Origin of the sequence: Alteromonas sp. 1_MG-2023, from assembly GCF_030547075.1 — a bacterium.
Lineage (GTDB): Bacteria > Pseudomonadota > Gammaproteobacteria > Enterobacterales > Alteromonadaceae > Alteromonas.
Genome location: NZ_JAUOQH010000021.1, coordinates 16,144 through 40,657 on the forward strand (window position 1 = coordinate 16,144; position 24,514 = coordinate 40,657).

General features: G+C 43.4%; 18 protein-coding genes. 13 read left to right on the forward strand and 5 right to left on the reverse strand.

What is annotated here, in order from left to right:
• The first annotated feature begins 53 nt into the window (after positions 1 to 53).
• From bioA to Q4561_RS17545, 3 genes are all read left to right on the forward strand, one after another.
• Complete coding sequence (gene bioA / locus Q4561_RS17535; protein ID WP_303462474.1) at positions 54 to 1,325, forward strand: adenosylmethionine--8-amino-7-oxononanoate transaminase; 1,272 nt, start codon at positions 54 to 56, stop codon at positions 1,323 to 1,325.
• A gap of 88 nt (positions 1,326 to 1,413) precedes the next feature.
• Positions 1,414 to 1,935, forward strand: coding sequence for a DUF2937 family protein (locus tag Q4561_RS17540; protein WP_303462476.1), 522 nt, complete (start codon positions 1,414 to 1,416; stop codon positions 1,933 to 1,935).
• A gap of 218 nt (positions 1,936 to 2,153) precedes the next feature.
• On the forward strand, positions 2,154 to 2,435 hold the full coding sequence (locus tag Q4561_RS17545; RefSeq protein ID WP_303462479.1) for a hypothetical protein: 282 nt from the start codon (positions 2,154 to 2,156) through the stop codon (positions 2,433 to 2,435).
• Positions 2,436 to 2,803: 368 nt separating this feature from the next.
• On the opposite strand, the gene Q4561_RS17550 is transcribed toward Q4561_RS17545, so the two are convergent.
• Positions 2,804 to 4,015 carry a GNAT family N-acetyltransferase/peptidase C39 family protein gene (locus Q4561_RS17550; RefSeq protein WP_303462481.1) on the reverse strand — a complete coding sequence of 404 codons (1,212 nt, stop codon included), beginning with the start codon at positions 4,013 to 4,015 and terminating at the stop codon, positions 2,804 to 2,806.
• Between the two features lie 2 nt (positions 4,016 to 4,017).
• Positions 4,018 to 5,517 (reverse strand): RimK family protein, encoded by a 1,500-nt coding sequence (locus tag Q4561_RS17555; protein WP_303462483.1) that lies wholly within the window; start codon positions 5,515 to 5,517, stop codon positions 4,018 to 4,020.
• 398 nt (positions 5,518 to 5,915) lie between these two features.
• On the opposite strand from Q4561_RS17555, the gene Q4561_RS17560 reads away from it, so the two are divergent.
• Positions 5,916 to 6,884 (forward strand): calcium/sodium antiporter, encoded by a 969-nt coding sequence (locus Q4561_RS17560; RefSeq protein WP_303462484.1) that lies wholly within the window; start codon positions 5,916 to 5,918, stop codon positions 6,882 to 6,884.
• Here Q4561_RS17560 and Q4561_RS17565 read toward each other — a convergent pair.
• A complete protein-coding gene (locus tag Q4561_RS17565) occupies positions 6,877 to 7,272 on the reverse strand; it encodes a hypothetical protein (protein ID WP_303462486.1) in 396 nt (131 codons plus the stop codon). The genes Q4561_RS17560 and Q4561_RS17565 overlap by 8 nt on opposite strands.
• A gap of 291 nt (positions 7,273 to 7,563) precedes the next feature.
• Between Q4561_RS17565 and asnS the strand changes: the two genes are divergently transcribed.
• Positions 7,564 to 8,961 carry an asparagine--tRNA ligase gene (gene asnS / locus Q4561_RS17570; RefSeq protein ID WP_303462488.1) on the forward strand — a complete coding sequence of 466 codons (1,398 nt, stop codon included), beginning with the start codon at positions 7,564 to 7,566 and terminating at the stop codon, positions 8,959 to 8,961.
• 172 nt (positions 8,962 to 9,133) lie between these two features.
• On the opposite strand, the gene Q4561_RS17575 is transcribed toward asnS, so the two are convergent.
• Positions 9,134 to 10,180 (reverse strand): hypothetical protein, encoded by a 1,047-nt coding sequence (locus tag Q4561_RS17575; RefSeq protein WP_303462490.1) that lies wholly within the window; start codon positions 10,178 to 10,180, stop codon positions 9,134 to 9,136.
• A gap of 241 nt (positions 10,181 to 10,421) precedes the next feature.
• Here Q4561_RS17575 and Q4561_RS17580 point away from each other — a divergent pair, with 241 nt between their 5' ends.
• The 6 genes from Q4561_RS17580 (at position 10,422) to Q4561_RS17605 (ending at position 19,394) form a co-directional block, all read left to right on the forward strand.
• On the forward strand, positions 10,422 to 11,564 hold the full coding sequence (locus tag Q4561_RS17580; protein WP_303462492.1) for a paraquat-inducible protein A: 1,143 nt from the start codon (positions 10,422 to 10,424) through the stop codon (positions 11,562 to 11,564).
• The gene (pqiB, locus tag Q4561_RS17585) at positions 11,561 to 13,195 is read left to right on the forward strand and encodes an intermembrane transport protein PqiB (protein WP_303462494.1); all 1,635 of its coding nucleotides are present in this window, start codon (positions 11,561 to 11,563) and stop codon (positions 13,193 to 13,195) included. Before Q4561_RS17580 ends, pqiB begins: the two co-directional genes overlap by 4 nt.
• A 45-nt stretch (positions 13,196 to 13,240) precedes the next feature.
• On the forward strand, positions 13,241 to 13,852 hold the full coding sequence (locus Q4561_RS17590; protein WP_303462496.1) for a membrane integrity-associated transporter subunit PqiC: 612 nt from the start codon (positions 13,241 to 13,243) through the stop codon (positions 13,850 to 13,852).
• Positions 13,853 to 13,857: 5 nt separating this feature from the next.
• Entirely contained in the window at positions 13,858 to 14,967 is a 1,110-nt protein-coding gene (locus tag Q4561_RS17595) for a GGDEF domain-containing protein (RefSeq protein ID WP_303462498.1), read from the forward strand.
• A 76-nt stretch (positions 14,968 to 15,043) separates the two neighbouring features.
• The gene (locus Q4561_RS17600; protein WP_303462499.1) at positions 15,044 to 16,198 is read left to right on the forward strand and encodes an efflux RND transporter periplasmic adaptor subunit; all 1,155 of its coding nucleotides are present in this window, start codon (positions 15,044 to 15,046) and stop codon (positions 16,196 to 16,198) included.
• A gap of 10 nt (positions 16,199 to 16,208) precedes the next feature.
• Positions 16,209 to 19,394, forward strand: coding sequence for an efflux RND transporter permease subunit (locus tag Q4561_RS17605; RefSeq protein ID WP_303462501.1), 3,186 nt, complete (start codon positions 16,209 to 16,211; stop codon positions 19,392 to 19,394).
• A 131-nt stretch (positions 19,395 to 19,525) separates the two neighbouring features.
• Here Q4561_RS17605 and Q4561_RS17610 read toward each other — a convergent pair whose 3' ends face one another.
• Complete coding sequence (locus Q4561_RS17610; protein WP_303462503.1) at positions 19,526 to 20,143, reverse strand: TetR/AcrR family transcriptional regulator; 618 nt, start codon at positions 20,141 to 20,143, stop codon at positions 19,526 to 19,528.
• Between the two features lie 156 nt (positions 20,144 to 20,299).
• Here Q4561_RS17610 and Q4561_RS17615 point away from each other — a divergent pair, with 156 nt between their 5' ends.
• A complete protein-coding gene (locus Q4561_RS17615; RefSeq protein ID WP_303462504.1) occupies positions 20,300 to 21,373 on the forward strand; it encodes an efflux RND transporter periplasmic adaptor subunit in 1,074 nt (357 codons plus the stop codon).
• A gap of 3 nt (positions 21,374 to 21,376) precedes the next feature.
• Complete coding sequence (locus Q4561_RS17620) at positions 21,377 to 24,430, forward strand: efflux RND transporter permease subunit (RefSeq protein ID WP_303462506.1); 3,054 nt, start codon at positions 21,377 to 21,379, stop codon at positions 24,428 to 24,430.
• The last annotated feature ends 84 nt before the right edge of the window (positions 24,431 to 24,514 follow it).

Genomic DNA, 24,514 nt, shown 5'->3' on the forward strand with positions numbered 1-24,514 from the left:
AAACACGAGTTGTCAACTCTGACCATTTCAAAAGCTTTACTAACGGTTGAATTTTGAACAATATAGACTTTGATAAAAAACATATTTGGCACCCTTATACTTCAGCAACTAACCCACTTCCCTGCTACGAAGTGGTAGGCGCCAAAGGGGTTGAGCTTACCCTTTCAACCGGTGAGGTATTGGTTGATGGCATGTCTAGCTGGTGGGCGGCCATTCATGGTTACAATCACCCTGAACTAAACCAAGCGGCGCATAGCCAAATAGATGCTTTCTCTCATGTTATGTTTGGCGGTATTACCCACCAGCCAGCTGTAGATCTATGTCGCACGCTACTAGAAATGGTACCGGATGGCCTTGAGCGGGTATTTTTAGCCGACTCTGGTTCGGTCTCAGTAGAAGTGGCTATCAAAATGGCCATTCAATACTGGGCCTGCCAAGGCCGCACGGAAAAGTCGCGTATCGTGGCGCCTCGCAATGGCTATCATGGTGATACTTTTGCAGCCATGTCTGTTTGCGATCCCGTAAACGGTATGCACAGTTTGTTTGAAAGCGTACTAAGCAAACAGCTTTTTGCCCCTGCCCCACAAACTCGCTTCGGCCAGACATTCAGCGAAGACGATATTCTGCCTTTAGCCGAACTGTTCGAAAAACATCATCATGAAATGGCTGCGCTTATACTTGAGCCCGTTGTTCAAGGTGCAGGCGGCATGCGCATTTATCACCCTGAATATTTAAAACGCTGTAGGCAACTTTGTGATAATTATGATGTATTGCTGATTTGCGATGAAATTGCGACGGGTTTTGGCAGAACAGGTAAACTGTTCGCCTGTGAACATGCGGGCATCTCTCCCGATATCATGTGTTTAGGGAAAGCTATTACCGGCGGCTACATGACCTTAGCGGCTACGTTATGTACTGAAGATGTGGCGTTAGGTGTATGCCAAGGCTCACCCGGTGTATTCATGCATGGGCCCACTTATATGGGTAATCCGCTGGCTTGTGCTGTAGCCAATGCCAGCTTATCGCTGATAAACGAAAACCATTGGCAGCAACAAATCCCCGCCATTGAGCAACAATTACACACTGAGTTGTCAAAATGTGCCAATTTACCTACCGTTGCCGATGTACGAGTGCTCGGTGCTATAGGTGTTGTTGAGACGGTACAACCTGTCAACGTAGCCGATATTCAGCGCCACTTTGTAAAACAAGGGGTGTGGATACGGCCTTTTGGTAAGCTGGTATACATTATGCCTCCGTACATCATTAGCCCAGACCAGCTCAGTAAGCTCACCCACGCTATTTACACCTATTTAAGTATTCGGTAACACCGTTTAAAAACAGGTGTGCTATGGCTGGTCTAACGTAATTTATACGCTGTTAACTGCAAAAAATAACATTAGGTCAGTCATTTATATGTTTGTACGTATTTTCGATAAAATTGTTTTCGCAACATTGTTTGTTGCAGCACTGCAAGTCCCTATTTTAGCCGACCACTACCGCCAGTATCTGAGTGGGTATTACGACGCAACCCGCGAGGAAGTCTCTGCCATGTCAGCATTAGCGGAGCAGCATGGTTATGCATCGGTTGGCGCTATGCTAAGTGCGCTTAAGCAAAATAGCGAAGCGGTGGTGCGAGCAGATGCAGAGCGTAAATCTGCACTTTTTACTAGGCTTGGTGAAATAGAAAAAGGCTTGAAAACCCTTGAGCACGGCCACTATTATGAAAAAGCTTGGTACATGGTAACCCCGTCTAATACGCCCACGCTGCAGCGAGTGCTAGATAACTTCAGCCCGTCAGTGCCGCTAACTCCATCTTCAATTATTTTCAGTTTTATAACGGCATTATTGATTAATTTACTGCTGTGGAGCCCTTACCTTTGTTATTGCCAAGTCAGGCACTTTAAACACAAACCGCAGCACGCGAGTTACCGCTAAGCTTTCAATATCAACACCGGTGGCCAGCTAGACGCTGGCTACACCACTTCGCTACCCTGCTTTTGAATATTCCAAGCCATTTAAAATAATTCTTGTCGTATTGGCACTCTCCATGCAACAACATTTCTATGGGTTATTTTTTTATTGCTCAATAAAGGCAATAAAAACAATAAAAAACCCATGCATTTTAGTTAGTTAAATAGTAAGGAAGAATTAATATGCCAACAGATGCACAGTTACTTATTGGGAAAGTGTTGCAAATAAAAGACAAAATTAGTGCAAAACGTCATTGCATACCTACTGAACTTCAGACCGAGTGGGACGCGCTAGACCAAAAAACAGCATGCTTTGAAAGCACTGCTATTTTCAAATCGGCCGTTAAAGGTAAACGTACTAACAAGCACCTAGCTTACACAGGTTCAGTAAAAGAATTATCGGGATTGGTTAGTCGTTTAAATGCGTTAAACGAAGAAGTGACTATTGCGCAGGTTAGGCATTAATAAAGCGCAGCTATTTTCTGACGTGAGGCTATTAACTCGGGTCTTTTGAATCAAGCTTGCAAACTTAAACAGCGTAAGCCTGCGTTAAGTTTTTGCCCTTAGATTTGAGCGCTTAGTTTTAAGCTCTTAGTTTTAAGCCCTTAGTTTTAAGACCTTAGATTTAAGAGAAATCGCACTTACCTTGATGTGTTACTTTTAGGAAAGCTAATTTTGGTAAAGTTAACGTCGGTAAAGTCAACGCACAATAGCCTTGTGAAACGTTCTAACCGAAACAGTCTCGATGATTTTTTCTTGATAAAACAGTCTTGAAAAACAGTCTTAAAAAACAAAGCTTGGCTACTCAGTTACTCCTGAACAGCCAAAAGGCTCTACATACTGCAATTTGTTGATACAACGACCAGCGTACGGACTTTACGAGTACCATAACTGGCCAAACGAACAAAGTCGTCCCTAGCGACGGGAATATGTTGAAATTCAACACGCTGACTTTCGTCTAAACTGTTGCTTTCATCTGCGTCTGGGTCGTGTAAGTAAAAACACTGCTCATCGTAACTGGTTATGGCAACCCAATGTGGTGCTTTTTTCTTGTCAAACGCGTACGTGCTAATTAAGCACAGCACCGCCTTGCCAGCATCCAATGCCTGTTCAATCGCTTCTACGCGCCATTCTTCTGTAACAATAGACATACCGCTTTTTTGCGCCTGCAGTAAAAAGTCGGCTTCTACTTGCCCAACAATTTGTTTTTTATGTTCACTTCTTACGCCATCTACAAATAAAGGTAAAGGCTGGTTAATTAACACCTCCGCAGCAAACCCTTCCTGTAGCGCCGCTAACGCTAAGCCAATGGGGTGACAGCCACCATGGCCAGATGTCATAAATATTGTGGTTGCCGTACGCCAAATTGCTAGCTCTTTTTGCTGGTTCATCACAAAACTGCTTTGTAATGAACACATTGCCATCATCAAAGCCGCTGGCCCGCACGTAAACTCCGTAGTTTGTTGATACCACGGGTATACGGTATGAGACATAGCTTTAGACGACACCAAGACTTTTTGCATACGCAAGGCGTTTGAATGATCGTCGTAATAATCAACGTACATACCAAACTGTTTAAAACCCAGCTTCTGGTAAAGTGCAATGGCGCCCTTATTGTCCGCAGACACTTCTAGGCGCATAAAGCGCTTTCCCCTGGCTAACGCCTGCTCCCCTAGTGTTGTTATCAACTTTTCGGCAATTCCAAACCCTCGGGCTTCTGGCAACACAGCAATTGAATATAAACGGGTCAGCTGCGTGCCTCTACGTAGTAGCAATAGTCCATACCCTGCTATGGTAACGCCTTGCGGGGTATGGTGCTCAGCAATGTAAAACTCAGCATGGCTCGCCGTTACGTAAAAACGAAAACGACGAACATTCAGCTTATCAGTCTTAAAACACGTATTCTCAATGTGTTGAATTTGTGTCACGTCATCAAACGTGGCTTTTCTCAACTGAATATTGTTGACAGTATTCAATTCATCCTCGTGCTCACCTTTATATACACGCTCAAGCCCTTTGTATTCAGACGCAAGTGCACTGTTCATGTTTACCGCCCTCGTCGCTCTAACCTGTCAGCAAATTCCTGCATAATTAATTCGTACAGGGCTTTACCCAAATATTTGTCTTCAACCCCAGCATCAATGCTTGGGTTATCATTAACTTCAATCACGTACACTTGGTTACCTGAATGCTTGATGTCTACACCGTATAAGCCATCACCTACCACTTTTGCTGCTTTAATGGCTGCCTGTAACACGGGCTTAGGAACTTCAAAGGTTGGCATTGTTGTAAAGCCACCGGATGAAAAGCGCTCTCCTTGATGGTGATAAATTTGCCAATGATTACGGGCCATAAAATACTGACACGCATAAATCGGCTTACCGCCCAACATACCAATACGCCAATCAAACTCGGTAAAGATGTACTCTTGAACCAGCACTAAAGCCGATTCAGCCAACATTTCAACCAAGCGAGTTTTTAACACATCGCGGTTTTCCGCTTTGTGTACACCGCGAGAAAATGAGCTTTCCGGTAACTTCAATACCAAAGGTAAGCCGAAGTCTTCAATAAGCTTATCGCAGGTTTCATCATCAGAATTCGATACAAACGTAGCTTTCGGTGCTGGTACTTTTTGATACGTAAACGCATCTTGTAAAAACACTTTGTTGCAACAGCGCAATATAGACTGGGTATCATCCATCACGATTACACCTTCGCGCTCGGCCGCTCTGGCTAAACGGTAGGTGTGGTGGTCTATTGCCGTCGTTTCACGAATAAATAACGCATCATAATGCCCCAAATCTTCAGGCGACAAACGTGACACTACGTTAGCTCTAAAACCCACCTTTTCAGCCGCCTTTACAAAGTGGCGAATAGCTTTTTCATCGCTAGGCGGCGTCGTCTCATCAGGATTAACTAAAATAGCCATATCCCAACGGGTACGCTTACTCGCTTTAGATGCACGCCACTGTTTTGTGGTGTAGCTTTCTAACTGGGCAATACACAACTGCTGTTGTTTGCTATCGAGTGCGGTAAAAGGCTTAGCCGCAATATCAGCAAAGCCAACTACATTGTGTTTGCCACTTACCTTTTTACTGGTCTTCTTGTCCGCATGGGAATCCGTCACTGTCAGGGTGAGTAGCAAAATTGGGCACGGATACTTTTCAAACGCTTGGCGTGCAATACGTTTAAAACGCTGATCTTTAACTTCACCAAAAAGTACTAATAAAGGTGCCGTTGGAATGTCAGTTTCATCCACGGGTAAAGACAGCGCAAAAGGAAGCCTATCTACACTGCGAGCTTCTGCTAGTCGAAGATCGTTAATGGTATTCACCCCTGGCAACACCAAGTGGTTACGGGCCTGTGCCAATAGTGAACAGTAATACCCTTGGCTCAAATAGCGGGTAGTGTCACACAGGTTAATTACCCGTATCTTCGGCTCATTAAGTTTTGGAAACTCGGCCAAGTAGTCTTGAAAGGTAAGTACCGTTAATGTTGTTTCGCTAAATGGCGTAACATCGTCAGCTACAATCAAGGTATTGTGCATGTAATTCGCTTCTAAAAAAGATTATGTAAGTTACAATTCGAGATGAACGTAAGTGGTGTAACACTCACTTACACTCGCGTAAGATTGGCGCTGAGTTTACGCCGAATGTGGAAATTGCAAAGGGAATTGAGCACGGCTTTTTTTCATCGTTAAGACAACGAAAACTAATCCATAGAACTGGATAGATATTCCCGCGTTAAAGGTTTCTAATTAGGCTAAAATTTTTACCTAACACGAGTATAAATTAAGGTAAATCTTTAATTCTAATTCGTATCGTGATGTATATTATTACAAGCCAAGCAGTGTTCGTGAAAGAACTCTGTAAAGCCTGTTTACTGCAAAGTGCTGTGTATAGAATTTTTAGTAAAAAGAGTTAAGTAAAATAACTAGGAGATTGTATGTTACTAGCCAGTTTAGCCATTCTTATTGGGCTACCGGTTTTGCTATGGAGTGCGGGTAAATTTGTTGGCGGCGCGGCTTCTGTTGCCAATCACTCTGGGGTGTCGCCACTATTAATTGGTATGCTGATTATTGGCTTCGGTACATCAGCCCCTGAAATTATTGTTTCAATCTTCGCTGCTGCGCAAGGCAATTCAGGTATTGCTTTAGGCAATGCCTACGGCTCAAACATTGCCAACATACTGCTTATTCTAGGATTAACCGCGCTTATTAGTCCTATTGCGGTTAAATCGAACATCATTAAAAAAGAAATTCCGGTCTTACTCGGCATTACATTTTTCGCTTCTTGGCAGGTGCTAGATCAATCGGTATCTAAAGACGATGCTTTTTCATTACTTGGCTTATTTGTGCTGCTTATTTCTTGGAGTATCTGGCACGGTATGCAAGGCAGTAAAGATAAACTTGCCGATGAATACAGCGACGAAATCAACGCTTCTGAAGGCACTATTAAAACCCATATCATTTGGTTAATTACAGGCCTACTGCTATTAGTGGCAAGCTCTCGCATGCTGGTGTGGGGTGCGGTTGAAGTGGCTACCTACTTTGGCGTTAGCGATACCATCATTGGCTTAACCGTTATTGCGATTGGAACCTCGTTACCTGAGCTCGCCTCTTCTTTAATTGCAGTGAAAAAAGGTGAACACGACTTAGCCATAGGTAATGTTATTGGCTCGAATATGTTCAACACTTTAGCGGTAGTGGGAATTGCCGGTACTATTCAGCCTATGACAGTCAGTGCCGATTTCTTGTATCGCGATGTAGTAGTAATGCTAGCGGCTACCGTAGCACTATTTATATTCTGCATCGGCTTTAAACGCCAAGGGCGCTTAAACCGAGTAGAAGGTGGAGCTTTTGTGGCAGCCTATGCCATATACACCTACTGGCTTATTAGCGTTGCTTTTATATAGTAAGCCCTAAGGTAGTAGCCAGTGTGACAAGGCTAATTAACGCAATGCTGGCCAACACAAATAAATTAAAACCGAAATGATCGCCCTGCCGCCTATTGCGGCGGGCGCGCATAACAATACTTATTAAGCTCACCACCAAACACACTTGCAGCATAATTTGCATGGCTTTTAAATATTCAGCCGACCAGCCCGTATCGCCTTCAATACCCCAATATTCTTGAACCCCACTGATAAAATCCGGGCGAGCAAAATGAAATAAGATAAGCGTGATAACTAAGGACAGCCACCCCAAAACATTAAGCGCGAGCATCACGCGAAAGAAATTAGTTTCGCTTCTAGGTGTTGAACGGCGCTCTTCAATCCCATACGGATTATTTTTATTTCCCATTTGTCACTCTGTTCTCTGGCATCCCGCTTTAGGTTGAGTATACTAGCGTGCTATTGGATTATGCGTTAATAGTCGTATTTATTTTTAGTCACCGTGTAAACGCCTTTTCAGCGTTTTGAAATGACTAACCGCTATTTCGCTTTTTCAGGATGCAAATTCTAAAACATGCTGAATTATCGGCAGAAAATCCAAAAGATTGACGTAAAAACCATTATTTGTGCAAATGCACATTGTTGTTGCTTGTGAACAATGACACAAAACAGCATAAATCAGTAAGACGGAGAAATTAACATGACGCACGCGCCCGTTGTCGACGTACTTAAAGGTAAGTACGAAGTTGGCGAATCGGTAACCGTTAAAGGTTGGGTAAGAACACGCCGCGACTCTAAGGCTGGGTTATCTTTTATAGCACTACATGATGGTAGCTGCTTTGATCCTATCCAAGTGGTGGCACTGAGTTCTCTGTCAAATTACGCTGACGTACAGCGTTTAACAGCAAGTTGCTCATTATCGGTTACAGGTGTAGTAAAAGCATCTCAAGGCCAAGGTCAATCGGTAGAAATTGAAGCAACTGAGGTTGAGGTTTTAGGTTGGGTAGAAAACCCAGATACCTACCCAATGTCAGCGAAGCGTCACAGCATTGAGTATTTGAGAGAATACGCTCATTTACGCCCTCGTACTAACGTAATTGGCGCAGTAACCCGTGTACGTAACTGCTTGTCTCAAGCAATTCATCGCTTCTTCCATGAGCGCGGCCACTTTTGGGTATCAACGCCAATTCTAACAGCAAGCGACACCGAAGGTGCGGGTGAAATGTTCCGCGTATCTACGTTAGATATGATGAACCTACCACTAGACGATAAGGGCAACGTTGATTACTCAGAAGACTTCTTCGGTAAAGAAACCTACCTTACCGTTTCGGGTCAGTTAAACGTAGAAACTTACTGTACGGCTATGTCTAAAGTTTATACTTTCGGTCCTACTTTCCGTGCGGAAAACTCAAACACCTCTCGCCATTTGGCTGAGTTCTGGATGATTGAACCAGAAGTGGCTTTCGCGGATTTAAGCGACATAGCCCAGTTAGCTGAAGACATGCTGAAATATGTGTGTAAAGCCGTGCTTGAAGAACTGCCAGATGACATGAACTTCTTCGCTCAACGTATTAAGAAAGACGCCGTTGAACGCTTAGAAAAGTTAGTCAGTTCTGACTTTGTACGCATGGACTACACAGACGCTATCGACATTCTGCAAAACTGCGGTAAAACCTTTGAGTTCCCAGTTGAGTGGGGCATCGATTTATCTTCTGAGCACGAGCGTTATTTGGCTGAAGAACACGTTGGCGCGCCTATTATTATGCAAAACTATCCGAAGGATATTAAAGCGTTCTATATGCGTATTAACGACGACGGCAAAACCGTTGCCGCTATGGACGTACTAGCACCAGGTATTGGTGAGATTATTGGTGGTTCACAGCGTGAAGAACGCCTTGATGTATTCGATGCCCGTTTGGAAGAAATGGAATTATCGAAAGAAGATTACGCCTGGTATCGCGACCTTCGCCGTTATGGCACCGTACCACACTCTGGTTTCGGTTTAGGTTTCGAGCGTTTGGTTGCTTATGTTACTGGTATGCAAAATGTGCGTGATGTTATTCCATTCCCTCGTACACCGGGTAACGCAAGCTTCTAAATTGCGGTTAATATCGTTTATGTAAAGCCAGCACCTTGTGCTGGCTTTTTTGTTACCTTTAATCAGCGCATCTTGCTGTGGCTCGCTCACTATTTCCTTATTTAAAAGCTACCCAATTAAGGGCTGCTTTTATTAAAGACCATCCTTGTAAAGACTCCTCTTTGCAGCATATCTAAGGCGTAACACCATTACCAATGGCCGCCGAACGACAAGGTATTACTGTGTAGGTATAACCGATTTCATCGTCTTCAACAGGGCTGATAGTAAGGATCTCGTAGTCGTTTAATTCTACTACTCGCGTATCTTCAGGGCTCGCACAACGAGAAAACTCATCGGCTTCGTATTTAAAAATAAACAAGGCTAACAGTTGCTTCTGAGCCAGTCGAAACTCATCACCTTGGGCACCAAGATCAAATGTAGCGACTCTTTCATCATCTGCTCTAGCTAATTTGGAGGCAACTGGTTCTAGATTAGCTGCTTTGGCATTTGGGTCTGGCTTAACTTCAACGTTAACTCCGCGCCATTCCTCTGAAAAATTCGAAGCGACTTCAGGCTGGGTGTCTTTTAAAAAGGTAACGACACCTGCCTCCATCGACACGTCAAGCACAGTTACCAATACCACTAGCATCCAAATATAACGAACGAATGCAGTAGTCACCACAAACCGGTAATTAGGCGCATGCCAGAAGCCATGTATACCAAAAGGTTTTAACAGCAATAGCACCAGTAAATACAGCGGCATAAGAAGCTGGGTAAGAACCAAAGCTAAAATCGTTGTGATGAAAAACCAACTAGGCAACATAAGGATAATGGCAAAGTTATGACTGTAAGGAAGCGATGCCGCACTAACACCGGTTACGCTATTAACGAGCCCACTGGCTGATGCCAGCGCAAAATTAGCAATGACAGCGTAGACAAACAATATACATGCTTTGCCTGGTAAGCTATCCCATATAGTCATGAATCTTGGCCAGAATTCATACAGGATAGCCGTGGTAACCATAGCGCCTATTACGAGCTTAAGTAGGATGCTTTGAATACCAAAAAACATCACGCAAAATGCCAGCAAGGTTGCGGCAACGTAACATCGTTGGGCTAAATTCAGACTTTTCCAAAACGGTACGAATACCGAAAACACTGAAGAAAAAATTGATAAACTCTGAAGAATCATGGCCTTAATTAATAATAAAGGGCGCGTGTATTGAATTTTCATATCCATTTGATGTCTTATTCTTCGATTATTTTAGCGTGTGTTATCACCGATGCTTCCCGCATAACGAGGAATACGCTATTCTGTTAATAATTATAATTCAACGGTTTAAGCATCAGTTCTTTTGCTGTTTGCCCTGATGTTTGCGCCATTGAATGCACTGATAAAACGTTTTGATAAATTGTCGCTCGCCCATTAAAGGCTTAATCGATTGGTATTACTAAAAGAAAAGGTATTTGCTTAACCCCCTATGGATGAAGGTACTAGGTTAACTCTCGTTTGTGAACAATGCCATAACCGCGTTGTATTGCCCGAATTGAGTCATCGCGAGCGTGCAGTATGCCCTCGATGCCAACATACCTTACTCACATTTAAACGAAATGCGAGTGAGAGACTACTGGCGTTTTCAATTAGTGCGTTTGTATTTCTGGCGTTATCCCTACCATTTAACTTTTTGACGTTTAAATCAAGTGGGCAAAAACACAGTATTGACCTTCCCGGTGGTCTGTCTGTACTGATAGAAAACGACTACCTTTCCCTCGCTATTATAACCGGCTTATCTACGCTCATTTTACCTGGCATGGTACTACTGGGTTTTATCACCTTGGGATTAGCACATTTAAGAAATACACGCACACCGTTTATAAAGCGGGTGTTTTATTGGGTCAGAGCCTTGCTGCCTTGGAGCATGGCCGAGATATTTTTGGTAGGCACCTTAGTCAGCCTAATCAAAATAACCGAATTGGCCGATGTTGCCATTGGCATGTCTTTTTATGCATTTATCGGGTTCACTACTTTTATGGCCTGTTCAATGTCAAATTTTGACACTACTGGGTTTGCATTGTGGCTGCACCAAGGTGATTTACCGCCGCCAAAGCCACTTAAAGAAAAGCAAGCCAGCGAAAGTATTCAGCGTACGTGGGCATTACTCCTTACCGCCACCATTTTGTATATCCCTGCAAACCTTCTCCCTATTATGCGCACCAACTTTTTCGGTCAAGAAACGCCAAGCACTATTATTGGCGGTGTAATTACATTATGGGAGTCGGGGTCTTACCCTATTGCCTTGGTTATTTTAGTCGCCAGTGTAGTAGTGCCTGTGGCAAAAATTATTATTTTATGTTGGCTTAACTTAAGTGTGCAGTTTAGCCGCACTGGCTCTACACAATTACGAATTAAATATTACCGCATCACTGAAGCTATAGGTCGCTGGTCTATGATTGACGTATTCGTAGTGGCTGTATTAGTTGCACTCATTCAAATGGGTAACACTCTTTCAATTTTCCCCGGCCCCGCTGCACTTGCGTTCTGCGCGGTGGTCTTTACAACGATGATAGCCGCCATGACATTTGATTCACGGCTAATTTGGCAGCACTGGAAACAATTACCATGACAGAAGAGGCAAAAATCACTTCCTCAAAATCAATCTCTCGCATATGGATAATCCCCATATTAGTGATCGTGGTTGGTGGTTGGATGATTTATCAACAATGGCAAAATCAAGGCCCATTGATCACCATTGAGTTACAATCTGCCACCGGCATAGAAGTGAACAAAACCCCAATCAAGGTGCGTGACCTAGATGTAGGCCAGGTGAAAAAAATCACCTTAAAACCCGATTTAGATGGGGTGCTGGTTACCGCCCGTATTGACGCCAATGCCTCTCATCTTCTCACCGACAAAAGCGAATTTTGGGTGGTGGCACCACGTATTAGTTTTTCAGAAGTATCTGGATTAAATACGCTTTTATCTGGTAGTTATATTGCCATGGCCGCCAATGACAGTGGCAATGAAAAGCTGGATTTCATTGCTCTTGAACGCCCACCGGTGACGCCGGCAGGTACGCCTGGATTACATGTCATTCTACAAAGCGATGATGAATTTGCCTACAAGCCTGGCGACCCTATTATTTATAAAGGATTTAAAGTAGGTGAATTTGAAGATGCTGAATTTAATATTGAAGAGCGCGTGGTGTATTACGATGCCTTTATTCAAGCGCCCTATCATAAGCTTATTACTGCAAATACCCGTTTCTGGGATGTAAGCGGCGTTAAATTCAAGCTTGAATCTAGCGGTGTAAAAATGGAAACCGGTAGTCTTGAAACCCTGCTAGCCAACGGCATTACCTTTGGTGTACCTGAAGGCGTACAAATAGGTGAGCGAGTGGTAGAGAACGCCTTTTTTACCATTTATGGTGACATCGCAACCGCGTCGAATGCCCGTTACAAACTAGCAGCGGAGTATGTGCTTTTGGTTGACGAAAGTGTCCGCGGACTTACCGTAGGCGCGCCGGTTGAATACCGAGGAATTGAAATAGGTAATGTGACTGCTATTAACTCATTCCCTGAGGTGAAGGGAAATATACTAGAACGTGACTACCCTATTCCCGTCATCATTAATATTTACCCAGGCAAGGTAAGACAACCCGACACTGAAGAAGGCTTAAGTGCCATTAAGCAAACCATGCGCAATTGGTTACGCAAAGATTTAAGAGCCACACTTCGAATGGGAAATGTATTGACGGGTGGCCTGTTTGTAGACCTACAACATGTTTCAAACCCAGATGACACAGGCCAAATAGGTATGCTCAATGGGTATGAAATTATTCCGACAGTGTCGAATGAATTTACCCAAATTACGCAAAAAGCAGATGCTATTTTAGACAAAATTAATCAATTGCCATTGGGTGATATGGTATCAAACGTGCTGCTTGCAGTAGAAGATATGAAACTAGCTGCTCAGTCTGTAGAAACCGCCAGTGATGATTTTGACTTACTGATAGAAAATGTCGATACCGAATTGCTTAATACCAATTTGAATCAGGTGTTAGTGAGCTTAGACAGCCTACTTAAAAATTACAGCGAAGGTGGTTTGAGCCAGTCTGAAATAAAAGAAACTGTAGATACCATGCAAGACACCATGCGTAATTTACAACCTCTGCTATTAAAACTGAATCAATCGCCGAACAGCTTAATATTCACCGACAGCAATGGTTCGGGTATTGAGCCAAAGGCTAAAAAATAATGCCAGTTTACTTAGGCGACAACGCCACGTTGTAGAAGGATAACTATGAAAAATCATAATTTACATGGGTACAAATTCGTTAATCGAATAAATATCACCAAGCTGGTGATGACCCTACTTTTGGGCGCATCCTTAGTCGGCTGTGTATCTTCTGGCGGCACGTTGCAGTATTACCTACTTCACTCAACATCATCGCAGGCTACATCTGAAACATCGTCTAGCCTGTTAATCAATAAAATAATCTTGCCCGATTATTTAAAGCAAAGAGGATTGGTGTATCAAACTAGTTCAACCAATTTACATATTGCCACTGAGCACCTGTGGGCAGAGCCCCTTGATGAAGGTATTACCAAAGCGTTGAAAGGCGCATTACGTTCAAAAGGGGTAACCTTGCTTACCCACAATGTCGATGCCCAAAACGTTCAAGACTATTTAACCCTGCAGATAGATGACTTTATTGCCACTTGGCAAGGCGACATTGTTTTTAGCGGACAATACACACTAAAGCACCTTGATGAAGCTCAATCAGCGATACATTTTGATTACACCTTTCCCCTTGAAAATGACGGTTTCCCTGCCAGTATTGAAGTAATGCGGGAGGCTATTACTGCCTTAGCAACCGATATTGCTAGTGACGTCAATCAGATGCAAGAATAACATTTATGCTTAATGCCCTTAAAAAGTTCATCGAGCTTGGAACACATAAATCACTATCTGACGACGTAAACCGTCGAATCAGAGTAGTAAACATGTTTTCTGCCGTGGGCATGGCATTAACCTTCATACTAGGTTTTAGGGCACTATTCGCTCAGGATATTCAGCTTACTTTTATTTTGCTAACGGCCAGTATTTTGTTTGCTATAGCGTATAAAATGCAAGCGACGATAGGCGCTAAACGGGGTAGTTTTATTTCTGCGATGGTTATCATCGCTTGCTTAATGTCGTTGATGTTAATACTGGTTGTTACTGGTGGAAACGCAGGTACTGGGCCACTCTGGATATTCACCGTGCCCCCCGTCACTATGTTCTTTACCGGCTTTCGCCGTGGCATTTTAGCGCTTACAGGGTTTATCTCGCTGGTAGTTATTGTGCTGTTTGCCCCAGATAATGCCCTACTTACTACTGAATATTCTTTCGAATTTAAAACTCGCCTGCTCTATTCATTTATCACCGTATCCTTCTTATCTGCATTTTATGAGTACAGCCGCCAACGCAGTTACAACACAGCAATGTACTTAAGCGAACAATTCGAACGCCAAGCGCGCTACGACCCACTCACCACGTTATTAAACCGTCGTGGTGGTCAACAACAGCTTGAGCAAGAGCTCAGCAGAATGCAGCGAAATAATAAGCCCTTTTCTATCGCGCTTGCAGATATAGACAGGTTTAAGTCCATTAACGATACCTTTGGCCACGACGCGGGTGATGAAGTATTAAAGCAAGTTTCAGATGCATTTAGCCGCAGGTTAAGAGTGCAAGATAGCCTTTCACGTTGGGGCGGCGAAGAGTTTCTATTTATATTCCCCGAAACTAGCGAACAAGACGCTAAAAACGTTACGGAACAAATTAGGGAAAATCTGAGTGCTAGATCAATCCCAATAAATGATAAACATCACCAAGTAACCTCAAGCTTCGGCGTATGTGAAATTACCCCTTCAATCACACTGACCACCGCGCTTAATCTAGCCGATCAAGCTTTGTATCAGGCGAAAAATAACGGCCGCAATAAGGTGTGTACCGCATCAGAGTTAAAGCCAAAAGCACACGATTAGTTACAATTGATAAATAACTTTGACACAGTTTGGCGTTACACTGCACATAGTTAATTAATATAGAAAAGAACTAATCATGAAGTGGATGAAATTCATACTGCCTGTAGCAATACTAATAGTCAGTTATTTTATAATGAAAGGAATTGAAGCATCAGCTTCAGATTCAGTAATTACGGAAGCAGTCGATACCCGTCCCACCGTCACTATCAAGCAAGTTAATCTTGAAAGCTCGGTCATCACACTTTCTTCTTACGGTGAAGTTCAACCTCTTGAGAGCACCAATCTTGCAGCTCAAGTGTCAGGCGAAGTTGAATCATGGAATCCTAAATTTGTTAGCGGCGGATTAATTCGCCGTGGCGAAGTTCTCTTCTCTGTAGAGAAAGACGCTTACGAGGCAGCATTACTGCTAGCCCAAGCAAACCTATCCAGTGCACAGGCTCAGTTAATTCAGGAACAAGCCCAAGCAGATGTGGCAGCGCAAGAAGCCAAGTCTATGCCTGATGCAAGAGTGACCGATTTATACTTAAGAAAGCCTCAAGTCATGAGCGCTCAAGCTTCCGTTAAGTCAGCAGAAGCACAACTTAAAATTGCTAAACGCGACTTAGATAACTGCGAGATAACCGCACCTTACGATGCATTAGTTATTTCGCGGGAAATAAGTACCGGTGATTATGTTACTCAAGGTACTACAGCAGCCGTTATTAATAACATAGAACAGGCAGAAATCACCTTCCCTATCGCAGGGTTCGACCGCGTATTTTTAGACGACAATACCTTAGGTAAGAAAGCCACATTAATTTTAGACGACCTAAGTAAAACTCAAGTGAATGCTATTATTCACCGAGATACGGGCGTGATAGATAACGCTACCCGTATGACTCACTTTGTTGCTCGAATTGAAGATCCTTACGCCTTAAATTCCACTCATCCAATAGTAAAATTTGGCACCTACACCACCATTAGCTTTGAAGGTAAAAAGTTAGAAGATGTATACCGCATCCCACAAGAATTGGTGACCAACCGCACGTTGTGGACAATTGATGAAGAAAACAAATTGGTGTCACAGAAAATTCAAGTAATTCGTGAAGATGGCGGGGACTTTCTCATTCAAGGTACGTTTAACCCGAACAAAGTGGTGATGTCTTTACCTGAGTACCCTCAAAATGGCATGGAAGTGAAAATCATCGATAATAGCGCTGATTTTGCGGCAAACAGCGATACCGCGAAATAGGAGCACTGCCATGATTAAAACGAAATCTGAAACCGGTATTATTGCGTGGTTTGCGAATAATGCCGTAGCCGCCAACTTGTTAATGATATTCATCATCATCATGGGGCTAGCCAGCTACTTTACTATTCAGCGCCAAATGTTTCCTAATATTGAAATAAACTATATCTCGATATCGGCGCAATACCCTGGTGCATCCCCCCAAGAAATCGAAGAAAGTATTCTTATTAAGGTGGAAGAGTCGCTAAAAGACGTTACCGAGATAAATAGAACGGTAGCCCGTGCATTCCGTGACTATGGCACATTAGAGCTTGAAATTGATACCGACGAAGAGCTAACAGATGTACTTGATAAAGTAAAACTACGGGTAGATAGTATAGCCACCTTCCCTGCCGGTATGGAGCCGGTGAATATTTCTCAAATTGAGTTTCGCCAAGAAGTCATAGATATGCCTTTGGTAGGCGACTTACCTCTTCCCGAGCTTAAGGCTATTGCCAAAGACATTGAAGATGAGTTACTTCAGCTGGGTAATGTATCTTTGGTTAACTTATCAGCACCAAGTGACGAAATAGCCATTGAAATCAAGCCTGAAATGCTGCGCAAATATAACTTAACCATTGCCGATGTTAGTCGCGCAGTGGGTAACTATTCAGCCAATATTTCTGCGGGCCAATTACGTACAAACGCAGGTATCATCTCTGTTCGAGTGGAAAATCAATACTACAGTGGCAGTGAGTTTGCGCAAATTCCCGTTAAAATTGGTACCGCTGGTGCAAAAGTTACATTAGGGGATATTGCAGTAATTAAAGACGGCTTTACCGAAGGTGAACGCTACTTCAAGTTCAACGGTAAAAACGCGATTTTCATGTCGGTAAGTGCAACTAAGAGCCAAAATACAATTCCGGTCGCGAACACGGTTAAAGCCTATATAGAGCAAAGAAATAAAACCTTGCCAGATGGGGTAAGTTTAGAAGTGTTGGTTGATATGACCTACTACCTCAACGCCCGCTTAGACATGATGCTTAAAAACTTATTCCAGGGCTCTATTCTTGTTGCCTTAATGCTTACCCTCTTTTTACGCTTTAAATTAGCGTTATGGGTTATGGTAGGGTTACCTGTGTGTTTCTTGGGCGCGGTTATGTTGATGCCTGTTTTCGGAATAAGCATCAATATCTTATCGTTATTCGCGTTTATTATGGTGTTAGGTATTGTGGTAGACGATGCCATAGTTATAGGAGAAAGCGCTTATACTGAAATAGAAAGCAAGGGCGGCGGTATCGACAATGTAGTACGTGGCGCAAAACGTGTTGCTACACCAGCCACATTCGGTGTATTGACCACTATTGCGGTATTTGCTCCTTTTACCCTTAGTAGCGGACCTGAAGGCACTTTCTTCTACAATATTGCCATTGTGGTTATTTTCTGTTTGGTATTCAGTTTAATTGAATCAAAACTGATATTACCTGCGCATATTGCCCATACTCACTTCTCTCCCATCAAAAAAGGCAGCTGGCGGGACAAATTCAACACCAAATTTTATGGTTTCGTGAATGGTCCATACAAACGCACGGTGGAACGCGCATTAAAGTGGCGTTGGGCAGTATTCTTCCTTTTCTTTGGCATATTGATGATTAGTATTGGTTTAATTAACGCAAATTATGTTCGCATGGTTCCTAATCCCAAAGTGCCCCACGACTTTCCTAGTGTGCGCATTGAAATGAACGAAAACGTGTCTGATGAAGCCACAATAATTGCGTTAAAAACCATAGAGCAAACTATTTTAAATGTTGAAGAGCAGGTTATAGAAGAATTCGGTACAGGTATGATCCGCGATAGGCTTGTCTTCAATGAAGAGCGTACCGAAGGCCGAATCCTTACGCCTCTGGTTCACGAAGACGAACGCCCTATCGATACTTTTGAACTAGCAAGGCGCTGGCGCGAAGCCATACCAGAAATACCCGGCATGAAGTCGTTCATCGTGGTAGATGATGTCAATGGTGGCGGCAATGACGGTGAGTTTGGCTACCTACTGTTTGGCCCGGATATCAACACACTGAACGCTGCTGGTCTGAAGTTTATTGAAATGCTGCAACAACAAGATGGGCTATTTGATGTTAGTTCAACCATAGATCCAGCCAGCAAAGAAGTACAATTAGTCATGTTGCCCGTGGCATACGACCTAGGCCTAACGTTATCAGATATTGCCTCTCAAGTAGGCGCTAGTTTCTACGGCGGCGAAGCCCAGCGAGTTATTCGTAATGGCGAGGAGGTGAAGGTAATGGTGCGCTATCCCGAACTTACCCGAGAGCGTTTTGCCGATTTAAAATATACCGTTATCAAAACGCCTGAAGGCCGTGATGTACTGCTTGGTGACGTAGTCTTGTTGGAAGAAAAACCTGGGATTAGTTACATTCGCCGCGAAGGTGGTTATCGCAGCGTGTATGTGTGGGGCAATATTGATGAAGAGGCTGTAGAGCCGAACGAAGTAGTAGAGCAAATTAAGGAAAAGCTATTACCGCAACTTCAAGAAGAATTCCCTTCAGTGATGACTGAGTTAGGCGGTGACATTGAAGAGCAACAAGCGCAGCAAAGTGAGCAATTATTGTTTTTCTTAGCCGCTATGATCATGGTTTATATACTATTAGCGGTACCGCTTAAAAGCTACGGGCAACCACTTATTATAATGTCGGTTATTCCGTTTAGCTTTACTGGGGCCATATGGGGGCACTTCTGGCTCGATCTAGATTTAAGCATGATGTCTACCTTTGGCCTGATAGCCGCCGCTGGTGTGGTAATAAATGACTCCCTAGTAATGACAGACTTTGTCAATCAGCGCCGCGCTCAAGGTTACAGTGTAAGAGAAGCCGTAACCGAAGCAGGTAGCGCACGTTTTAGAGCTATCACACTGACCTCTATTACGACCTTTGCCGGTGTACTACCTATTATGTTTGAAAGCAGCCTACAAGCAGCATTCGTGGTACCTATGGCCGCTGCACTCGGGTTTGCCGTGCTTTACGCTACACTGGTCACGCTTATTCTCGTTCCTTGCTTGTACTTAATCTTGCTGGATTTGGCCGTACCGTTTTCATGGATAAAAAGTAAAATTTCCCGTAGATCTCGCGTAAATGACGTTAAGGCTCAAAGTGAGAATGACTCTTCAGGTAAGAATACTGGCGAAGTAAAATACGAAACACAATAGTATGTTGTATTAATATCTGGATACCCCCCATCGCTACTTAGCGGTGGGAGTTTAGATGACTATCTATCTATTTATACCAGGCTCAACGTAGTGAAGCTCATAAGTGATAGGAAATGGGAATTCTTACTGTACTACTCATTAACCTCATAGCGGCTAAGAATTAGCGCGGTCGCACTTTTGGCTATCTGCATTTTTCGCTCTTCTGTAAGCGGGTCTTCCAGCTTGAATAGCTGAGGCCAAAAACACTGCCCCTTTACAAGGCTATCCATTTCTTCAACCACCTGGTCTATATCGTCAAAGGCCATTCGATTATCTTTTTTAGCGCTTCTTAACCACTTGTGCATGGCTTTTTCTTGGGCTTGAAGTTGGGCAACTTCATCTTTCAATCTAGAAGGCTCATAGAAAAAATGACCGATAGCTACGCGAGCTAACTCTAGGTGTTCGTCGCCACTCATAAAGTTAATATCAATTAAAATCATGCTAATTAACTGGTCGGCTAATGCTTGCGTGGGATCATACGGCGCTCCATTATCAACAAGTGCAGTATGCCATTGCTCTTTGATAAGGTGCATCACCAACTCTTCTTTGGCGGAAAAGTGGTTATAAACGGTTCTTTTAGACACGTTCGCTAGCTCAGCCAGCTTATCCATGCTGGTGCCGTTTACTCCAAATTCCTGAAATGCATGTTTAGCTGCTTGAATAATAGCATCTCGCTTAACATCACTTCGCGTTCGAGTTGTGCTAGTCATAATCCCATTGCCTAAAAATAATATACTTTCATTTTACACCGCACAGTTTACTTTTCAATGGATGATCTCTAAAATGCACCGTTCAGTTTACTTTTAATATATGTAAACATAGTCGTCTATACTGTATTCACCTTTAATCCGGATCGAAAAATTCCTATGCCCATTTCGCAAATTCGTTATGTAATAGCGTTCGCTGCTTTAACTATTTTTACTCTATCAGGGTGTTCATCTGAGGATGATACGCAACAAAAAACAATCCCCCCTCGTTATGTAAAACTTGCAACCGTTAGCGAAGTACCTACGTTCGATGAATTTACTTTCCCAGCTGTTGTTTCTGCGGTTAAAACCATCGACCTTAGCTTTGAAGTGTCAGGGCGACTTGTTCAAATGGATTTGGTGACCGGTAGCGATATTCAAGAAGGAAAGCTGCTAGCCACTATTGATAGGCAGCCGTTCGAACGTATAGTAGACGAACAGCGTACGCGTTTAGAGCAATCCAAGCGAGAATTTGACCGAATCCAAAAAATGTACGCGCAAAAGCTCGTGGCACAAAGCACGCTTGATACTGCCAAAACAGCCTATGAATTAGCGGAAATAGAACTAAAAACCGCTAAACAAGACTTAAGTTATACGCAGCTTTATGCCCCATTTGATGCAAAGGTTTCCCAGCGTTTAGTCGAAAACAATAGCTTCGTGGCAGCGGGCACGCCGATAGCTCGCATTCAAGATTTATCTAAAATTTACTTCAATATCAACATTCCTGAGCGATTGCTTACTGCCAACCTCAATCGTCAAATTAATCAAGCCAGTGCGTCTTTAACTACGAATAGTAGTAAATGGTATCCAGTCTCGTACGTTGAGCATAACACTCAACCCGATCCAGTTTCACAAACTTACGAAGCCGTGTTCGCCATGGAGCCTTTAAAGGAATTCCAATTAACTCCCGGGGCACGTGCGGTCGTTAAGGTACAATTAGAAGGTTCATTGTTTAATGATGGTGTGGTAGTTCCTGTACAAGCCCTTGTAGGCGACAAAGCCTCTGGTTTCTCAGTATGGGTTTACGATGAACCAAGTCAATTGGTACACAAAGAGAGTGTAACTGTTGAGCATATACGCGAAGAGTTCGCGATACTCAAAGGTGAATTATCGCTAGGACAACAAGTCGTTGCTGCCGGCGCGACGAAGATGCGAGCAGACATGAAAGTTCTTCCTTATGAGGGAGAAAAGTAATTTATGGATATCGCGCGTTATTCAATAGAAAAGCCGGTTAACGTCTGGCTTATGGTCGTTATATTACTGCTTGGCGGTATTATTGCGATGACCAAAATTGGTAGATTGGAAGATCCTGAATTTACTATTAAACAAGTGAAGGTATACACCTCCTTTTCTGGCGCGAGCGCCGAGAAAGTAGAGCAGGAAATTACTGAACCACTAGAAATTGCTATTCAACAGATGCCGCAGTTAAAAGAGGTCACCTCAATTTCTTCCCCTTCTTTGTCAGAAATTTCTGTAGAAGTAAAAAGTAACTACAACACTAAGCAATTACCCCAAATTTGGGATGAACTTCGAAAGCGCCTTAGAGATGCTTCTTCTTCATTACCCACGGGCTCTGAAGCCCCTGTTGTGTATGATGATTTCGGTGATGTTTACGGGCTTTATTACGCATTAAGCGCCCCAGATTTCACTACCAGCGAATTACGAGAGTTCGCACGGGTAATTAGACGAGATTTGTTAACTACTGATGGCGTGGCTAAAGTAACAGTAGGTGGCGTGCAATCAGAACAAATTGTTGCTTACATCAACCCTTATCAACTTGCTGGTTTAGGTATTTCCTTCCCTGATTTTACGGCGTTATTTGAAGATAATTTACGTCCATTCAGTGGCGGCAGAGTAAAAGTTGATGAGAAAAAAGTACGCTTAATTGTAGAGCGAGCGCCAGATAAATTAGAAGAAATATCCAACTTATCCTTAGTTATACCTGGTACTAATCGCTCTATTCGAGTTTCTGATATTGCCACGCTAAGGCTAGAACCAGCAGACATTCAATCTGAACTCATTCGTTACAATGGCGAAGAAGCCCTTACGGTTTCTGTATCCGCCCTGTCGAACGTGAATATTGTTGATGTGGGTACCGCTGTAAACGCAAAAGTTGACCAACTACTAACCAAGCTTCCTGTGGGTATCACGCTTACACCTATTTACGATCAAGCATCGGTTGTTGATGAGTCAGTTACGGGTTTTATTAATAACCTCATAATGTCAGTTGCGGTAGTGACTTTAACGTTATGTTTGTTTATGGGCTGGCGTTCTGGCGTAGTAGTCGGTGTAGTGTTGTTGGTTACTGTGTTAGGCACTATTTTGATTATGTGGTTGATGGGCATTCAACTACAACGAATCTCGCTTGGTGCCATGGTTATTGCGATGGGAATGCTAGTAGATAACGCCATTGTTGTCGCCGAAGGTATGATGCTACGGATGGCGACGGGCGCCAAAGCAAAAGATGCAGCCAGCTTTATTGTAAAACGAACGCAATGGCCCTTACTGGGTGCCACCGTTATCGGTATTGCTGCGTTCTCGGGAATTGGGTTATCTAATGACGCTACCGGTGAGTTCTTATATTCACTATTTGCGGTTGTATTAGTATCGCTCATGATGAGTTGGGTGCTAGCCGTTACTTTAGTGCCGGTATTGGGCGCCTACTTCTATCGCAAAGGGGTAAAACAAACCAGCGAAGATGATGAGCCTTCAACCATGCAACGTTGGTTTACCGGCGTACTCACTAAAGCGCTTAAACTTCGATGGGTTACCATTGCGGTACTCGCCGTTATCACAATTGTGGCTTACGGCAGCTTTGGCATGGTAAAACAAGGGTTCTTCCCACCATCCAACGCACCGTTGTTTTTCGTTCACTATTGGGGGCCTCAAGACCGCGATATTAGAGCTACCGAAGAAATCATGAAAGAAGCTGAACAGCGCGTTTTGAAACAAGAAAATGTTACCGCTGTTACCACTATCATTGGCCAAGGTGCCGAGCGTTTCACGCTAACCTACGCGCCTAAAAGTGCCAACGAAAACTACGGTTTCATGATGGTTAGAGTAAACGAACTCGAGAATATCCCCGGCGTTCAAGCTAAGCTAGCAGACCTACTTGATGACATAGATTTAGACGCAAGCTTCTATTTGGAGCGAATGCAGTTTGGCCCAGGTTCTGGCGCTAAGCTAGAAGCTCGATTCTCAGGCCCTGATACCGAAGTCCTCCGCGCCCTTGCTGAAGAAGCAAAAGGCGTCATTCTTGCTGATGGCAAGATTAAAGATGTTCGCCACAACTGGCGTGAAAAAGGGGTAGCGATAAATACCCAGTACGATAATTACAATGCTGGGATTGCGGGGGTTTCTCATTCAGACTTCAGTCAGACAGTACAATATGCTAGCAGCGGCTTAAGATTAGGTAGTGTTCAAGATGGTGATTATGCCTATAGCATAGTGGCTAAGATGGGCCAACCCGATGAAACCGCTATTCAGTCTGTGAGGGAAAGTCAAGTTTGGTCCTCTTTGCAGAGCCAATATGTGCCTTTCATGCAGGTTTCTAGCGGTTTAGATATAGTCGCTGAAGAACTGCGTATTCACCGAATGGATAGACTACGTACAATTACTGTTGAAGCTGAACCTGGTGATGATGACACTGCCGGTAAAGCATTGGAGCGCATACGCCCGCTAATAGAAGATATCGAGTTGCCTGCTGGATATGAACTTGAATGGGGTGGTGAGTTTGAAAGCTCAAGTGAAGCCCAAGAAGCCCTAGGTGCTGGCTTACCCGCAGGCTTCTTAATCATGTTTATCATTTCTGTCTTGTTGTTCGGCCACGCCAGACAACCACTTATCATATGGTTAGTGGTGCCCATGGCTATCGTTGGGGTAGTGGCAGGTCTGCTTTCAACCAGTATGCCTTTTGGCTTTATGTCGTTGTTAGGCTTTTTAAGTTTGTTCGGCATGTTGATTAAAAATGCCATCGTACTTATTGAAGAAATAGACTTACAGATTGAAGAAGGCTTAGAACCTCGCAAGGCCATCATCGAAGCAACACTAAGTCGTTTACGTCCTGTGTCCTTGGCCGCAGTAACGACGATTTTAGGGATGGCGCCACTGTTATTCGATGCTTTCTTTGCTGATATGGCTGTGACTATTATGGGTGGATTGACCTTCGCCACTATTCTTACGCTTATCGCGGTGCCTGTACTTTATAGCTTGTTATTTAAAGTAAGCTATAGAAACTCGAACAACTCATAGCTTTAAGGTTTACGCTTTAAGATCTAAAGCTCAAGGCTTCAGGCCTTCGCTTTTTACATAGCAAAAAGGTGCGTTTATACGCAC

What these genes read in the sequence shown, in the direction of transcription:
- Q4561_RS17580 (WP_303462492.1), top strand. Translation starts at nt 10,422, where the DNA reads ATGGATGAAGGTACTAGGTTAACTCTCGTTTGTGAACAATGCCATAAC.
- Q4561_RS17575 (WP_303462490.1), bottom strand. Translation starts at nt 10,180, where the DNA reads ATGGATATGAAAATTCAATACACGCGCCCTTTATTATTAATTAAGGCC.
- pqiB (WP_303462494.1), top strand. Translation starts at nt 11,561, where the DNA reads ATGACAGAAGAGGCAAAAATCACTTCCTCAAAATCAATCTCTCGCATA.
- Q4561_RS17590 (WP_303462496.1), top strand. Translation starts at nt 13,241, where the DNA reads ATGAAAAATCATAATTTACATGGGTACAAATTCGTTAATCGAATAAAT.
- asnS (WP_303462488.1), top strand. Translation starts at nt 7,564, where the DNA reads ATGACGCACGCGCCCGTTGTCGACGTACTTAAAGGTAAGTACGAAGTT.
- Q4561_RS17560 (WP_303462484.1), top strand. Translation starts at nt 5,916, where the DNA reads ATGTTACTAGCCAGTTTAGCCATTCTTATTGGGCTACCGGTTTTGCTA.
- Q4561_RS17565 (WP_303462486.1), bottom strand. Translation starts at nt 7,272, where the DNA reads ATGGGAAATAAAAATAATCCGTATGGGATTGAAGAGCGCCGTTCAACA.
- Q4561_RS17600 (WP_303462499.1), top strand. Translation starts at nt 15,044, where the DNA reads ATGAAGTGGATGAAATTCATACTGCCTGTAGCAATACTAATAGTCAGT.
- Q4561_RS17610 (WP_303462503.1), bottom strand. Translation starts at nt 20,143, where the DNA reads ATGACTAGCACAACTCGAACGCGAAGTGATGTTAAGCGAGATGCTATT.
- Q4561_RS17545 (WP_303462479.1), top strand. Translation starts at nt 2,154, where the DNA reads ATGCCAACAGATGCACAGTTACTTATTGGGAAAGTGTTGCAAATAAAA.
- Q4561_RS17550 (WP_303462481.1), bottom strand. Translation starts at nt 4,015, where the DNA reads ATGAACAGTGCACTTGCGTCTGAATACAAAGGGCTTGAGCGTGTATAT.
- Q4561_RS17605 (WP_303462501.1), top strand. Translation starts at nt 16,209, where the DNA reads ATGATTAAAACGAAATCTGAAACCGGTATTATTGCGTGGTTTGCGAAT.
- Q4561_RS17555 (WP_303462483.1), bottom strand. Translation starts at nt 5,517, where the DNA reads ATGCACAATACCTTGATTGTAGCTGACGATGTTACGCCATTTAGCGAA.
- Q4561_RS17615 (WP_303462504.1), top strand. Translation starts at nt 20,300, where the DNA reads ATGCCCATTTCGCAAATTCGTTATGTAATAGCGTTCGCTGCTTTAACT.
- Q4561_RS17595 (WP_303462498.1), top strand. Translation starts at nt 13,858, where the DNA reads ATGCTTAATGCCCTTAAAAAGTTCATCGAGCTTGGAACACATAAATCA.
- Q4561_RS17540 (WP_303462476.1), top strand. Translation starts at nt 1,414, where the DNA reads ATGTTTGTACGTATTTTCGATAAAATTGTTTTCGCAACATTGTTTGTT.
- Q4561_RS17620 (WP_303462506.1), top strand. Translation starts at nt 21,377, where the DNA reads ATGGATATCGCGCGTTATTCAATAGAAAAGCCGGTTAACGTCTGGCTT.